The following is a 14,034-nucleotide window of genomic DNA, read 5'->3' on the forward strand; positions in this document are numbered from 1 at the left end:
CAGACCGGACGGACCAGACCAGACGTGACCACCCAGACCGCACCCCCGCCGCCGGCCGCCGCCGGGCCCGCCGTCCGCCGGATGGCCGCCGCCGTCCTGCTCGGCCCCGCCCGGCGCACCGCGCTGCTCACCGCGCTCTGCTTCGCGGTGACCTGCGCCATCGGCCTGCAGGGCTGGACGTCCGTCTCGCTCGGCGGCTTCGACCTCGGCATCTTCGACCAGGGCGTGCGCGGCTACGCCCACTTCGGGCTGCCCGTCTCGACGCTGAAGAGCTTCCACCACGAGTTCCCGCCCGGCTTCTCGCTGCTGGGCGACCACTTCTCGCCGGTGCTGGCGCTGCTCGCGCCGCTGTACTGGATCTGGGACGACCCGCGCTCGCTGATCATCGGACAGTCGCTGCTGTTCGCGGCCGGCGTGCCGCTGATCCGGCGGATCGCCGGGTACGCCTTCGCCGGCGCCGAGCCGCGCACCGCCCGCCGGGCCGCCGACCTGGCCGGCCTGGTCTACGGGCTCGGCTGGCCGCTGCTGGTCGCCGCCCGGGTGGGCTTCCACGAGGTCGCCTTCGCGGTCCCGCTGACCCTGCTGATGCTGGAGCGCGGGCTGGCCCGCCGGTACGGCACGGTGCTGCTCGCCGCCCTGCTGCTGTGCTGCACCAAGGAGGACCTCGGCCTGCTGGTCGGGGCGTACGGGCTGGTGCTGCTGCTGCGCACCCGCCGCACCGACGACCGGGCGGGCCGCCGCACCGGGCTGGGACTGCTGCTGGGCGGGCCGGTCGCCTCGGCCGCCGCCATCACCTGGCTGATCCCGGCGATGGGCGGGGAGCCGGGCTACTACTGGAACTACGGCTCGCTCGGCACGGACGGCGGCGACGCGCTGCGCAACCTGCTGCACGACCCGTTCCTGCTGGTGCAGGCCGCCTTCGACCAGCCGCTCAAGCCGCTGCTGCTGCTGTGGCTGTTCGGCACCATGCTGCTGCTGCCGCTGCGCTCGGCCACCGTGCTGTGCGCGGTGCCGCTGCTGGCCGAACGGATCCTGTCCAGCAACCCCAACCACTGGTCGATCGCCCGGCACTACGACGCGCTGCTGTGGCCGGTCCTGCTCACCGCCGCGATCGAGGTGCTGGGCCGGCTGAGCGCCACCGGGCGGCCGGAGCGGAGCCTGCGGCGGGCCCGCCGGCTGGGCCTCGGCGCGGCCGGCATCGCGCTGGTGGCCGCGGTGCCGATCGGGCTGGTGCCGCTGGTCCTGCCGTCCTCCTGGGCGCCCAAGCCGAGCGAGGCGGCGCTGGTCCGGGCGGCCGCGCTGATCCCGGACGGGGCGTCCGTCGAGGCGGACAACCAGATCGCGCCGCGGCTGACCGCCCGGACGGACGTGGTGCTGGTGGACGGCACACCGCGCGGGCGCGAGTACGTGCTCACCCGGGGCGACAAGCGGTCCTTCCCGTTCAAGACGGACAAGGAGCAGGCCGAGCGGATCCAGCTGCTGCTGGCGCACGGCTACCGGCAGCTGTGGGCCGAGGACGGGGTCGTGCTGCTGCACCGGGAGGGCGACGAGCCGGTCCCCGGCGAGCACGTGCCGGGGCCGGGCAGCAAGCCGGTCCAGGACGAGGTCCCGACCGACGTCGGACACAACCTGTTCCGCGGCTGAGCGCGGGGCCCGGACACGCCGGAGGGCCGGCCGGAACGACGTCCGGCCGGCCCTCCGGGACGGGTCAGGGGCGGTCCGAGCCGGTGTAGTGGCCGCTCTGGTGGGAGCTCTGGGACGGGACGGCGCCGTAGTGGCCGGGCCGGTGGCCGCGCGGGTGCCGGGTCAGCCGGTAGCCGAGGATGCCGGCCAGCGCGGCCAGGAAGCCGCCGCCGATCGTCCAGTACCAGCGGCTGTTCCAGCCGGAGAACCAGCCGGTGTACCAGTGCTCCTCCTGGGCCACCGGGGCGGCCGCCTTGGCCGTGCTCGCGCCGCCGCCGGCCGGCGGGACCAGCGGGGCCTTCAGCTCGCCGCCCTCCGGCTGGGCGTTGTCCGCGTCGCCCTTGGCGGCGACGTGCAGCTGCACCGAGGAGGCCAGGCCGAGGTCCGGCTGCGGGACGTCGCTGACCGACAGCCGCACGTAGTAGGTGCCGGGCAGCGGGTCGCCGGACCACGGCTCGGCCCAGGTGCGGACCTCGCGCAGGGTGCAGTTCAGCGCCAGCGAGCCGGCGCTCTGCTCGGCGGTGGCGTTCTGGGTGCCGGCGGTGCACGCCTGGCGGCGGCGCAGCCCGTCGAAGACCTCGACGGACCAGGTCTGCGGGCCGTGCCGGTCCGCCGAGGGGGCCAGGCCGACGGTCAGGTTGACCGTCGGGGTCTGGCCCTCGGCGGCGCCGAACGCCCAGTACAGGTAGTCACCGGTGGAGACGGAGACGTTGGCGTCCTGGTTGGGCGAGAGGTTGACCGCGGTCAGGAAGGAGGTGCCGGCCTTGGTGGCCGGGGCCGGGGTGCCGCTCGCACTGGCCGAGGGGGACGGCGAGGCGGCCGAGGCGGCCGGGGCGCCCAGGGCCAGGGCGGGCAGCAGGGCGAGGGCGGCGAGGGCGCCGCGGATCGTCGTACGCATGGTCAGTTCTCCCGCCAGACGGCGATCCGCCAGCGCGCGATCCAGCCGAAGACCAGACCGAAGGCCAGGCCGGCCAGGGTGAGGGTGAGCAGCAGGATCCAGCCGCGGCCGAGGCCCATCGCGGCGCCCTCCGGGGCGGGCGAGGCGGAGGCCAGGTCGACGGTCAGCTCCAGCGGCAGGCCGGGGTCGGCCAGCACGCCGGCCTGCGGGGCCAGCGAGTTGCTGACGACCAGGCAGACCGTGGTCTCCGGCTTCTCCTTGGAGTCCTTGGTGGCCGTGGGGCTCGCGGTGACGTAGCCCTTGGAGTCGTCGGTGGACCAGCGCAGGCCGGTGGAGACCACGTCGGTGCGGCTGCTGCCGGCGTCGGTGCCGCGGACCAGTTCCTGGCCGGTCGCGCTGGTGGCCTGGAGCAGCACCCCGTAGTCGCGGGCCACCGGGCGGTCGAGGGCGACGCTGACCGAGGCGCGCAGCTCCTGGCCGGACTTGACCGGGACCTTGTAGACGCGGTGCTCGGAGAACTTCTCGCGGTCGGTGTAGACGCCCGGGGCGAGCACCGGGGCGCTCTCGCACTTGTCGGTGCCGGTGGTCTTGACCGGGGTCACCGTGTAGGTGTCGTTGGAGCGGTCGACCAGCTGCTTCACCTTGTCGGTGAGCTGCTCCTGGGTGCGGACGTCGGTGTAGGTGCCGCCGGTCGCGTTGGCGATGCAGAGCAGCTGCTGGCGGGTCTTGTCGTCGTGGGCCAGGCCCAGGGTGTCGACCACCAGGTGGATGCCCTGGGAGGCGAGTTCGCGGGCGACGTCACAGGGGTCGGGCGGGGTGCAGGTGTCCTCGCCGTCGGTGATCAGCACCACCCGGCGGGTGGTCTCGCCCTTGCCGAGGTCCTGGGCGGCGCCGCGCAGCGCCAGGCCGATCGGGGTCCAGCCGGTGGGGCGCAGGGTGGCGACGGCGGTCTTGGCCTCGACCTTGTTGGTCTTGCCGACCGGGTACAGCTGCTTGGTGTCCTGGCAGCCCTGGGCCTTGTCGTTGCCGGGGTAGTTCGCCCCCAGGGTGCGGATGCCGAACTCGGTCTCCGCGGGCAGCGCGTCGATCACCTCGTTCAGCGACTGCTGGGCCACCGCGATGCGGCTCTTGCCCTGGATGTCCGCCTCGCGCATGGAGCCGCTGACGTCCAGGACGAGGTCGACCCGGGGCGCCTCCTTGGTCGCGGGAGCGGCGCCGGCTGATGGTTCGTCGGCGTGGGCGGGCAGGCCGAGGAGCAGCGAGGCGCCCGTTATCGCCACTGCTGCCAGCAGGCTGCCGAGCCTGGTCTGTGGTCGTCGTCCGGTAGTCACCCGGCCGATCCTAGGGCGTGTCCGACAATTCCCGCCGGGTGCGCGACGCCGGTGCACGCACCTCGCCGCGTTGTCGTCGGTCGCCGATGCTCCGCATGGACTCCCTCCTCCGCCTTGCGATGCACGCACCCCGACGCCGCGCCCTGATCCGACGCCAATTGTCGGACACGCCCTGGGGATCATCAGTTCGCCATGGCGAAACGAGTCCGGATCGTGCCTCAACCAGCCCCGGCGCGAACTCCGGTGCACAGTTGGGGAATCCGTACGTTCACGGCGGTCTTACGCGGCGTGGATAGCCTTCCTTTCACGACGGACTGGAGCGGGGGGAGCGATGGAGCTGACGGCGGTCGGCAAGCGGTACGGGCGGCGGGAGCGGTGGATCCTGCGCGGGGTCGACCTGGCGGTCGGGCCGGGCGAGCTGGTGCGGATCGCCGGGCGGAACGGGAGCGGCAAGTCGACGCTGCTGCGGCTGGTCGCCGGGATCGAGCGGCCGAGCACGGGGCGGGTGGCGCGGCCCGGCCCGGCGGCGTACGTGCCCGAGCGCTTCCCGCCGGCGCTGCCCTTCGACGCCGCCTCCTACCTGCTGCGGGTGGGGCGGGTGCACGGGCTGTCGGCGGAGCGGGCGCGGCGGCGGGCGGGGGAGCTGCTGGACCGGTTCGGTGTCGCGGACCGGGCGGGCACGCCGTTGAGCCGGCTGTCGAAGGGCACCTGCCAGAAGGTCGCGGTCGCCCAGGCGCTGCTCCCCGAGGCGCGGGTGCTGCTGCTGGACGAGGCGTGGACCGGGCTGGACCCGGAGGCCCGGGCGGTGCTGGACGAGGCCGCCGCCGAGCGGGCGGCGGCGGGCGGCACGGTGCTGTTCGTCGACCACGACCCGGCCCGGCTGGCCGGGTCGACCAGCGCCGCGTACCGGGTCGGTACGGACGGCGTGCTGCGGCCGGTCGAGGACGGGGTGCCGGAGCCGGCGGCGGGCGGCCCGGTGATGGAGGTCGAGGTGGACGTCCCGGACGGCGCCCCGCTGCCCACGGCGCTGCCGGGGGCGCCGGAGGTCACCGCGCTGGCCGGGACGGCGGTGCGGCTGGCGGTGCCGGCCGCGCACTCGGACGCGCTGCTGCGCCGGCTGCTGCTGGGCCGCCCGGCCGTCCGGGTGCTGGCGGTGCGTCGGCGCGAGGAGGGGGAGCGGTGACGGCGCGGATCGGTGCGCTGACCCGGTACCACCTGGAGCTGCTGCTGCGCTCGCACGCCTGGCTGCCGCCGTTCCTGGCGTACGCGGTGCTGCTGGTGGTCGGGGTGGCGGCGGGGGACCCGCTGCTGGGCGGCCTCGGCTTCGGCGCGGGGGTGCTGCTGCCGGTGAGCGCCTGGTACGTGCGCAGTGCGCTGAGCGCGGAGCCGCCGGCCTCGCGGGCCTGCCTGGTGGCGGCGGCGGGCCCGGTCCGGGTCCACCTGGGGGCGCTGCTGGCGGCGCTGACGGTGTCGCTGGTGCTGGCGGTCGGTCAGGTGGCGGCGGTCTGGTGGACCAGCGGGCCGGTGGTCGGCCAGGGGGCGCGGCAGGAACCGGGGACCGGGCCGGCGGTGCTGGCCGGGCTGGTGGCCTCCGTGGTCTGCGCGCTGCTGGGGGTGCTGGCCGGGGCGGTGGCGAACCGTCCGGTGCTGGTCCACGCGCAGTACGGCATCCCGGCGGCGCTGGGGCTGGCCACGCTGCTGCTGGTGGTGCCGGCCTCGCCGGCCAACGCGGCGGTGCGCGGGCTGGTGTCGGCAGCCCGGACCGGCCGGGTCACGGTGCCGTGGCCGAGCCTGCTGGCCGCCGCCGTCCTGCTGGCGGCGGTCGGCGCGGGGGTGGCGGCGCTGGCCGGGCGGCGGCCGGAGTGAGGGCCGGGGGCGGATCGGCGGGCCCGGGTGATTCGGGCATCGGCGGACACACCGTGGCGGAGTGTCAAAAATACGGATAGCACTCGTTAGGGTGACGAACCGGGACACGGGCGCCGCCGCACCGGCGCCCGGACCCTCCCCGCTAGACCGCGACCCCCAGGACGGTCCGTGGCGACACCCTCCGCCGTGCCGAGATCCGCCGCCGGGCCGAGCCGGCCGGTGCCGACCAGGCGCACCACCGAGCTCGTCCTGGTGGTCGGCGCCGTCCTGATCGCCGTGTTCGGCTACGTCGAGGTCGGCGTCAACCTGGACGGCCACGTCCCGGCCGACGCGGCCGAGTACGGCGCCGCGCTGGGCGTGCTCGCCCTGGCGGCGCACGCCGTGGTCCGGTGGCGGGCCCGGTACGCGGACCCGCTGCTGCTGCCGATCGCGGTGCTGCTGAACGGGATCGGGCTGGTGGTGATCTACCGGCTCGACCGGGCCACCCCGGGGCGCGGCGCCGCCTCCACCCAACTGCTCTGGTCGGCGCTGGGGGTGGCGCTGTTCATCGCGGTGGTGCTGCTGGTGCGCGACCACCGGCGGCTGCGGCGCTACGCGTACGTCGGGGCGCTGGTGGCGCTGGTCCTGCTGGTGCTGCCGATCTTCTTCCCGCCGGTGTACGGCTCCCGGATCTGGGTCGTGATCGGGCCGCTCTCCTTCCAGCCCGGGGAGTTCGCCAAGATCCTGCTGGCGGTCTTCTTCGCCGCGTACCTGGCGGTGCACCGGGACGCGCTGGCGCTGACCGGCCGCCGGGTCTGGCGCTGGCAGCTGCCGCGCGGGCGGGTGCTCGGGCCGGTGCTGCTGATCTGGGCGGCGTTCGTCGGCGTCCTGGTGCTGGAGACCGACCTCGGCACCTCGCTGCTGTTCTTCGGCCTGTTCGTGGTGATGCTCTACGTGGCGACCGCGCGCACCGGCTGGATCGCGATCGGCCTCGGCCTGGCCGCCGTCGGGGCGGTGACGGTGGGCTGGCTCTCGCCGCACGTGCACAGCCGGGTCGCGGACTGGCTGGACCCGCTGGGCTCGATCGAGGCGGGCCGGGGCGCCAACCAGATCGCCCAGTCGCTGTTCGCCTTCGCCTGGGGCGGCGAGCTGGGCACCGGGCTCGGCAACGGGCACTCGGTGCTGATCGGCTTCGCCGCCAAGTCGGACTTCATCCTCGCCACGATCGGCGAGGAGCTCGGGCTGACCGGGCTGACCGCGGTGTTCCTGCTGTACGCGGCGCTGGTCTCGCGGGGCTTCCGGACCGGCATCGCGCTGCGCGACCCGTTCGGGCGGCTGCTGGCGATCGGGCTGGCCGCGATCGTCGGCCTCCAGGTGTTCGTGGTGGCGGGCGGGGTGCTCGCGCTGATCCCGCTGACCGGGATGACCATGCCGTTCATCGCCCAGGGCGGCTCCTCGGTGGTCACCAACTGGATCATCGTCGCGCTGCTCGTGCGGATGAGCGACGACGCCCGCCGGCCCGTGACCGGGGAGGTCTGATGGCGCGCGTCCGGGCCAGGGGCAACGGCCCGCAGGGGCTGCCCGGCATCTCGGTCACCGGGCGCCGGGCGGGCACCTTCTGCCTGCTGCTGGTCGCGGCGCTGTGCGTGCAGGCCACCCGGGTGCAGGTGTTCCAGGCGCAGGACCTCGACCGCAACAGCGCCAACCAGCGGCTCACCGTCGAGCGGTACGCCCAGCCGCGCGGCGACATCCTGGTCGGCCCGGACCCGGTGACCGGTTCCGAGCCGACCGGCGGCCGGTACGCGTACAAGCGCGGCTACACCGACGGCCCGACCTACGCGGCGGTCACCGGCTTCGCCTCGCAGGCGTACGGCACCACCCAGCTGGAGGGGACCGAGGACGAGCTGCTGACCGGCACCGACGGACGGCTGGCGGGCTGGTCGGTCTGGGACGCCGTCTCGCGCCGGCAGAACCCCGGCGGGGACGTCCACACCACGCTGAACCGGGCCGCCCAGCAGGCCGCGATGCGCGGGCTCGGCGACCAGAAGGGCGCGGTCGCCGCGATCGAGCCGGCCACCGGGCGGATCCTGGCGCTGGCCAGCACGCCCTCCTACGACCCGGGCTCCTTCGCCGGGTACGGCGCCGACGACCAGGAGGCCTGGAACCGGCTGCAGGCCGACGCCGACCAGCCGATGCTCAACCGGGCGCTGCGCCAGACCTACCCGCCGGGTTCGACCTTCAAGGTGGTCACCGCCGCGGCCGCGCTGGCGGCCGGGGTGGTCACCGACCCGGCCGCGCCGACCGGGGCGCCCTTCCCGTACGTGCTGCCCGGCACGACCACGCCGCTGGTCAACGACACCCCGGCCTGCGACCGGGCCGACCTGTCGCTGGCCGCCGCGATGACCGCCAGCTGCAACAGCGTGCTCGGCTACCTGGGGGTGCGGACCGGGCTGGACCGGATGGCCGAGATGGCCGGGAACCTCGGCTTCAACGACGCGAGGCTGGACGTCCCGGTGCGGGCGGCCCGGTCGAACTTCGACACCCGGATGGACGAGTCGCAGCTGGCGCTCTCCTCGATCGGGCAGTTCGACACGGCGGCCACCCCGCTGACGATGGCGATGGTCGCGGCCGGGGTGGCCAACGACGGGACGGTGATGCGGCCACAGCTCGTGGACCGGCTGACCAGGAGCGACGGCACCACGGTGCAGCTGATGAAGCCGGCCGTGTACCGGCGGGCGATGACCCCGGCGGTGGCCGGGCAGGTGCGCGGGCTGATGACCGGCGTGGTGGAGAACGGCACCGGCGGCAACGCCCGGATCGCCGGGGCGGTGGTCGGCGGCAAGACCGGGACGGCCCAGCACGGGGTGGGCAACAGCGGGACGCCGTACGCCTGGTTCATCGCCTGGGCGGCGCCGGCCGGCTCGGACGCGGTGCCGCCGGTGGCGGTCGCCGTGGTGGTCGAGGACAGCGGGGCCACGGACGTCACGGGTGGCGCGCTGGCGGCGCCGATCGCCCGGTCGGTGATGCGGGCGGTGCTCGGCGGATGATCTCCGCAGGTGCGCTGAGCTGCTGCTTTAGCGACCGGGCGGAGGATGCGCCGTTTGCGAAGTGTCCGGTTTGTACATCGATATGCGCCGATTCGTACAATGCGCTGGTTGGGACTGTTCGTTTGCGACACTGGTGCTTTCGCGGGGTACTGTCCCATGTTTGTTCGGTTGGTCCCCGATGACACCCCCTGGCATGTCGGGTGACCGACTGCAAGGACACCCTCCCCCGCCCAGAAGGACCGTGGTTTTGGCCAGCAACACCATCGGTGCGCGTCTGCTGCGACGCAAGCCCGTCTCGACACTGATCGCCGAGACCGAAGGCGAGGACGTCCTCCCGGCCGGCGCACCCGAGGAGGGCGGGCGCTCCGGCATCCACCTGCGCCGCTCGATCGGCCTGTGGCAGCTGTCCTCGATCGGCATCGGCGCGACCATCGGCACCGGCATCTTCTTCGTGCTGAACACCGCGGTGCCCTCGGCCGGCCCGGCCGTCATCCTGTCCTTCGTGATCGCCGCGGTCACCGCCGGACTCACCGCGCTCTGCTACGCCGAGATGGCCTCCGCGATCCCGGTCTCCGGCTCCTCGTACTCCTACGCCTACGCCACCCTCGGCGAGGGCGTCGCCTTCGCCGTCGGCATCTGCCTGCTGATGGAGTACGGCGTCTCCGCCTCCGCGATCGCGGTGACCTGGGCCGAGTACCTGAACAAGTTCCTCGACCTGACCTTCGGGGTCACGATCCCCGAGCAGCTCTCCGGGGCGCCGGACAGCGGCCACTGGTTCAACCTGCCGGCGCTGCTGCTGGTCTTCATGGTCTGCTTCCTGCTGATCCGCGGCGTCAGCGAGTCGGTCAAGGTCAACGCGGTGATGGTCGCGATCAAGATCGCGATCCTGCTGATGTTCATCGGCATCGCGCTCACCGGCTTCCACTCCGGCAACCTGACCCCGTTCATGCCGCTCGGCATCAGCGGCGTGCAGATCGCCGCGTCCAGCATCTTCTTCTCCTTCATCGGCCTGGACGCCGTGTCCACCGCCGGTGAGGAGGTCAAGAACCCGCGCCGCACCCTGCCGCTGGCGATCATCATCTCGCTGGTCGTGGTGACCCTGCTCTACATCCTGGTCGCGCTGGCCGGCATCGGCGCCCAGCCGTGGACCAAGTTCGACGGCCAGGAGGCCGGCCTCGCCCAGATCCTCCAGGACATCACCGGCCAGAGCTGGCCCGCGATCGTCTTCGCGATCGGCGCGATCGTCTCGATCTTCAGCATCACCCTCGTGGTGATCTACGGCCAGACCCGCATCCTGTACTCGATGGGCCGCGACGGCATGCTGCCCAAGCGCTTCGCCAAGCTCTCCCCGCGCAGCGGCACCCCGGTCTGGAACACCGTCGTGGTGGGCCTCGGCGTCGGCGCGCTGGCCGCGTTCATCCCGCTGCGGGTCCTGGCCGACATCACCAGCCTCGGAACGCTCATCGCCTTCTCGGTGGTCTCGATCGGCGTGATCGTGCTGCGCCGCACCCAGCCCGACCTGCCGCGCGGCTTCAAGGTGCCCGGCTACCCCGTCGTCCCGCTGATCAGCGTCGGCTTCTGCGTCTACCTGATCACCGGCCTGCACGCCGACACCTTCCGGGCCGGGGCGATCGCCCTCGTCGTCGCCGTGGTCGTCTACTTCGGCTACAGCATCAAGCACTCCCGACTGGAGCAGGCCGAGCCGCAGTCCGCGCCCTCGGACAGCGCCGCCGGCTGACCCGGAGGCAAACCCCGTGTGAAGGGCCGCCGACCGCCACCGCGTCCGGCGGCCCTTTTCACGCCAACGCCCGTCCGGTGTCCGACACCATGGCGACAGGGCCCGGCTCCCACCCATAACCTTCCACCATGGTGAGCACCCGCACGCCCGGCTACCCCCGCCCGCGCGGCCGCTTCACCGGCCGCGGCGGAACGCCGGCCCAGACCTCCACGACCGAGGCGCCGGCCAGGCCACGACGGCCGCAGCGCGGCCTCTCCGTCCGGCCCTTCCCCCGCCAGCGCGGCGAGAGCACGTTTCCGCCCACGCCCGCCCGGCTGAACACCGCCCGGCTGGCCGGGCTCGCCTCGACACGGACCGTCCAACTGCTCGGCTGCCTCGTCGCGGCCGGCTGGGCCGCCGCCTTCCCGCTCGTCTCCGACCTGCCCAACCAGCGGCAGTGGGGCCTGATCGCGGCCCCCGGCTACGTGCTGGCCGGAGTGCTCTGCCTGACCCTGCCGCGCCGCTTCGCGGCCAAGGCGGCCGCCTCGGTCGCCCTGGTCGGGGCCGTCCTGGTGCCGCTCGGGCTGCTCGCCCTGCAGGGCCGCCACCAGTCCGAGGTCATGGTGGTCGAACGCTCGGCCCACCTGCTGCTCACCACCGGCACCGCGTACCTGCCGCACCCGGCGGTGGTCACCGACTACAACCCGTACCTGCCGGCGATGTCCCTGTTCGGGATGCCGCGCCAGCTGTTCGGCGACTCCACCGCTTTCGCGCGGGTCGCCGGGGACGCCCGGATCTGGTTCGCGCTGACCTTCTTCGTCTGCATGCTGGCCGCCTGGCGGCTGCTGCGGCCCGCCCGCCCCGGCGGCGGTGACGGGCGCGCGCCGCTGCTGCCGCTGGCCGTCCTCACCGCCTCGCCGCTGATCGCGCTCGCCCTGGTGGTCGGCGGGGTGGACCTGCCGCTGATCGGCGTCTGCTGCCTGGCCATGGCGCTCGCCGAGCGGGACCGCACGGTCGCCGCCGGGCTGGTGCTCGCCCTCGCCTGCACCCTGAAGTGGACGGCCTGGCCCGCGCTGCCGGTGGCCGTCCTGCTGCTCTGGCGGCTGTACGGCCGGCGCCCGGCGGCCCGGACCGCGCTGATCGGTGTCGGGGTGAGCGCGCTGGTGATCCTGCCCTCCGCGCTGACCCAGGCCGACGCGCTGCGCGAACAGGTGGTGCGCTTCCCGCTCGGGATGACGGCGATCCGCACCCCGGCGGGCAGCCCGCTGCCCGGCAAGGTGCTGGCCGGCTTCGGGCCGACCGGGCACGCGATCTCGCTGGCGCTGATGACCGTGGCCCTGGTCGCGGTGGCGATCTGGCTGCTGGCCCGGCCGCCGGTCTCCGCGATCGCCGCGGCCGACCTGCTGGCCGCCGGGCTCGCGATCGCCTTCATGCTGGCCCCGGCCGGGCGGTTCGGGTACCTGGCGCTGCCGGCGGTGCTGGTGATCTGGCCCCGGCTGGCGGCCCGGCGCTGGAGCAGCCGGCGCCCGGTCCCGCCGGGCCGGGTGCGGCGGGGAAGGCCGCAGCCCGCCCTGCCGCGAGGCTGAGCGGGCTGTCGGCGGCCCGCCCGGATCCGGGCGGGCGGGGGCTTGCGGGGGCTCAGCGGCCGCCGGCGGCCTTCAGGATGGAGGCGACGGCCGGGCCGGCCGCGTCCACGCCGTGGCCGCCGCCCTGCACCTCGGCGGCCACCGCGACGTTGCCGCGGTAGGCGGTGAACCAGCTGTTGGTGACGTCGACCCCGGCGACCTCGGCGGAGCCGGTCTTGGCACCCGCGTTGTCGGTGATGCCGGCCATCACGTCCCTGGCGGTGCCGCCGGTGGCGGTGGCCGCCATCATCGCCTTCAGCTTGGCGTCGACGTCCGGGGAGAGCGGGCGGGCGGCCTTCTGCTGCGGCAGCTCGGCGACCAGGATCGGCTGCTTGAACTCGCCGCTCTGCACGGTGGCGGTGACCGAGGCGATGGCCAGCGGGTTCATCTGGACCTTGCCCTGGCCGATGTAGTTCATGGCCTGCTCGTCCTTGCTGCCCGGCGCCGCCGGAACCTTGCCGTCGGTGTTCGGCAGGCCGGTCTTCCACTCCAGGCCGATGCCGAACACGTCCTTGGCCGTGCCGTTCAGCGTCTCGGGCTTGAGGCTGGTCAGGCCCTGGTTGATGAAGGCGGTGTTGCAGGACATCATGAAGTCCTGCTGGAGCGTGTTGTTCGGGAAGGCGCCCGGGAACGAGTTCGGGATCGCGTGCGGGTTGCTGCTCTTCTCCGGGCAGGCCACCACGGTGTCCGGGTTGACGCCGTTCTCCAGCAGCGCCGCCGAGGTGACGATCTTCATCGTCGAGCCCGGGGCGAGCAGCCCGGCGAAGGCCCGGTTCTGGCCGGTGGCCGGCGAGTTGGCGAAGGCCAGCACCTGACCGGTGCTCGGCTCGATCGCGACGATGGAGCCGGGCTTGCCCGCCAGGTCGGTCATCGCCTTCTCGGCGGCGGCCTGGAGGGTGTTGTCGATGGTGAGCTTGAACGGCTTGCCGGGCTTCGGCTCGACGATCGTGAACAGCTTGTCCTGGGGGCCCTTGCCGGCCGGGTCGGAGATCACCACCGCGCTGCCCGCGTCCTGGTCCTTGGCCGGGTCCGGCGGCAGCAGCTTGTTGGCGTTGTCCTGGAGGGTGGTCAGCAGCGACTGGGTGAGCGAGGCGCCCTGGACCGGCTTGCCGTTGCGGTCGACCACGGTGGACGGCGGGGCGAAGACCGGCTGGACGGCGATGGTCTCGTTGCCGGACAGGTGGGGGTGGATCACCGACGGCGCCCAGTGCACGGCCGGGGTGTTGTCGCTCATCTTCACGACGCCCAGGAAGCCCTGGTAGTCCCAGGCCCGGTTGGTGCCCGCGAACTCGGCGCGCGCCTTGTAGGACATCAGCGTGCCGGTGGGCGCGGGCGTGGCGGCCGCGGACGGCGAGTCGCCGGCGCCCGGCGTGCCGGTGGCGCCCGGGGTCGCGGAGGCCCCGGCGGTCGGCTTGGCGGCCGGGGCGGGGGTGCCGGTGGCGGCGGAGAAGACCTGCTGGGTGGTCGGGCCGAAGGGGGTGAGGGTCAGCGCGCTCGGCTTGACCTGGTCCCGGAAGGCGGTCAGACCGGCGGTGGCCGCGGCCGGGTCGTCGGTCAGCGAGGCCGCCTTGGCGATGTCGCCGGCCGCCCAGGCCGTCAGGAAGTCCTTCAGTCCGGCCGTCGCCTGGTCGGCGGTCGGCGGCTCGGCGACCACGGTGCGCGGCTTCTTGCCACCGGATACGCCGTCCGACTCGCTCACCAGGCTGTACACGCCGTAGCCGCCGCCCGCGAGGACGGCGATGGACACGCCGGTGATGATGCCGATCTTCGCGCCACTGCGCATGGTGCAGGTCCCCCAGGGGTCTCGCGGCCGGGCGCAACCGGCGGGGCCGGAAACGCGGTACCCCTCCACCCTAGGCAGCGCGGATCGGTGCGCCGGCGAATCGCC

Annotated in this window: 10 protein-coding genes; 7 read left to right on the forward strand and 3 right to left on the reverse strand. The window is 74.1% G+C overall.

The features are described from left to right. Positions 1–24: 24 nt before the first annotated feature. On the forward strand, positions 25–1,644 hold the full coding sequence (locus ACLWS4_RS24735) for a DUF2079 domain-containing protein (RefSeq protein WP_416875245.1): 1,620 nt from the start codon (positions 25–27) through the stop codon (positions 1,642–1,644). A gap of 64 nt (positions 1,645–1,708) precedes the next feature. On the opposite strand, the gene ACLWS4_RS24740 is transcribed toward ACLWS4_RS24735, so the two are convergent. Further along, the gene (locus ACLWS4_RS24740) at positions 1,709–2,581 is read right to left on the reverse strand and encodes a peptidase (RefSeq protein ID WP_416875246.1); all 873 of its coding nucleotides are present in this window, start codon (positions 2,579–2,581) and stop codon (positions 1,709–1,711) included. Between the two features lie 2 nt (positions 2,582–2,583). Further along, complete coding sequence (locus tag ACLWS4_RS24745; protein ID WP_074001269.1) at positions 2,584–3,912, reverse strand: VWA domain-containing protein; 1,329 nt, start codon at positions 3,910–3,912, stop codon at positions 2,584–2,586. A 331-nt stretch (positions 3,913–4,243) separates the two neighbouring features. Here ACLWS4_RS24745 and ACLWS4_RS24750 point away from each other — a divergent pair, with 331 nt between their 5' ends. The 6 genes from ACLWS4_RS24750 (at position 4,244) to ACLWS4_RS24775 (ending at position 12,107) form a co-directional block, all read left to right on the forward strand. Next, positions 4,244–5,095, forward strand: coding sequence for an ATP-binding cassette domain-containing protein (locus ACLWS4_RS24750; protein ID WP_416875247.1), 852 nt, complete (start codon positions 4,244–4,246; stop codon positions 5,093–5,095). Next, on the forward strand, positions 5,092–5,778 hold the full coding sequence (locus ACLWS4_RS24755; RefSeq protein ID WP_416875248.1) for an ABC transporter: 687 nt from the start codon (positions 5,092–5,094) through the stop codon (positions 5,776–5,778). The genes ACLWS4_RS24750 and ACLWS4_RS24755 overlap by 4 nt, the downstream gene beginning before the upstream one ends. Positions 5,779–5,964: 186 nt before the next feature. Further along, entirely contained in the window at positions 5,965–7,296 is a 1,332-nt protein-coding gene (locus ACLWS4_RS24760; RefSeq protein WP_380775264.1) for an FtsW/RodA/SpoVE family cell cycle protein, read from the forward strand. Further along, on the forward strand, positions 7,296–8,804 hold the full coding sequence (locus ACLWS4_RS24765) for a penicillin-binding transpeptidase domain-containing protein (protein ID WP_082346127.1): 1,509 nt from the start codon (positions 7,296–7,298) through the stop codon (positions 8,802–8,804). The genes ACLWS4_RS24760 and ACLWS4_RS24765 overlap by 1 nt, the downstream gene beginning before the upstream one ends. A gap of 178 nt (positions 8,805–8,982) precedes the next feature. Continuing rightward, positions 8,983–10,542, forward strand: coding sequence for an amino acid permease (locus tag ACLWS4_RS24770; RefSeq protein ID WP_416875249.1), 1,560 nt, complete (start codon positions 8,983–8,985; stop codon positions 10,540–10,542). Between the two features lie 128 nt (positions 10,543–10,670). Next, the gene (locus ACLWS4_RS24775; RefSeq protein WP_416875250.1) at positions 10,671–12,107 is read left to right on the forward strand and encodes a glycosyltransferase 87 family protein; all 1,437 of its coding nucleotides are present in this window, start codon (positions 10,671–10,673) and stop codon (positions 12,105–12,107) included. A gap of 52 nt (positions 12,108–12,159) precedes the next feature. Here the strand turns inward: ACLWS4_RS24775 and ACLWS4_RS24780 are convergent, their stop codons facing one another. After that, the gene (locus ACLWS4_RS24780) at positions 12,160–13,929 is read right to left on the reverse strand and encodes a penicillin-binding transpeptidase domain-containing protein (protein ID WP_074001273.1); all 1,770 of its coding nucleotides are present in this window, start codon (positions 13,927–13,929) and stop codon (positions 12,160–12,162) included. Between the last annotated feature and the right edge of the window lie 105 nt (positions 13,930–14,034).

Origin of the sequence: Kitasatospora sp. SC0581 (genome assembly GCF_048159585.1) — a bacterium.
In the GTDB taxonomy this organism is placed as follows: Bacteria; Actinomycetota; Actinomycetes; order Streptomycetales; family Streptomycetaceae; genus Kitasatospora.

Bases quoted from the DNA above. Each gene is read 5' to 3' on its own strand.
- ACLWS4_RS24740 (WP_416875246.1), bottom strand. From the start codon at position 2,581: ATGCGTACGACGATCCGCGGCGCCCTCGCCGCCCTCGCCCTGCTGCCC.
- ACLWS4_RS24750 (WP_416875247.1), top strand. From the start codon at position 4,244: ATGGAGCTGACGGCGGTCGGCAAGCGGTACGGGCGGCGGGAGCGGTGG.
- ACLWS4_RS24765 (WP_082346127.1), top strand. From the start codon at position 7,296: ATGGCGCGCGTCCGGGCCAGGGGCAACGGCCCGCAGGGGCTGCCCGGC.
- ACLWS4_RS24770 (WP_416875249.1), top strand. From the start codon at position 8,983: ATGACACCCCCTGGCATGTCGGGTGACCGACTGCAAGGACACCCTCCC.
- ACLWS4_RS24775 (WP_416875250.1), top strand. From the start codon at position 10,671: ATGGTGAGCACCCGCACGCCCGGCTACCCCCGCCCGCGCGGCCGCTTC.
- ACLWS4_RS24780 (WP_074001273.1), bottom strand. From the start codon at position 13,929: ATGCGCAGTGGCGCGAAGATCGGCATCATCACCGGCGTGTCCATCGCC.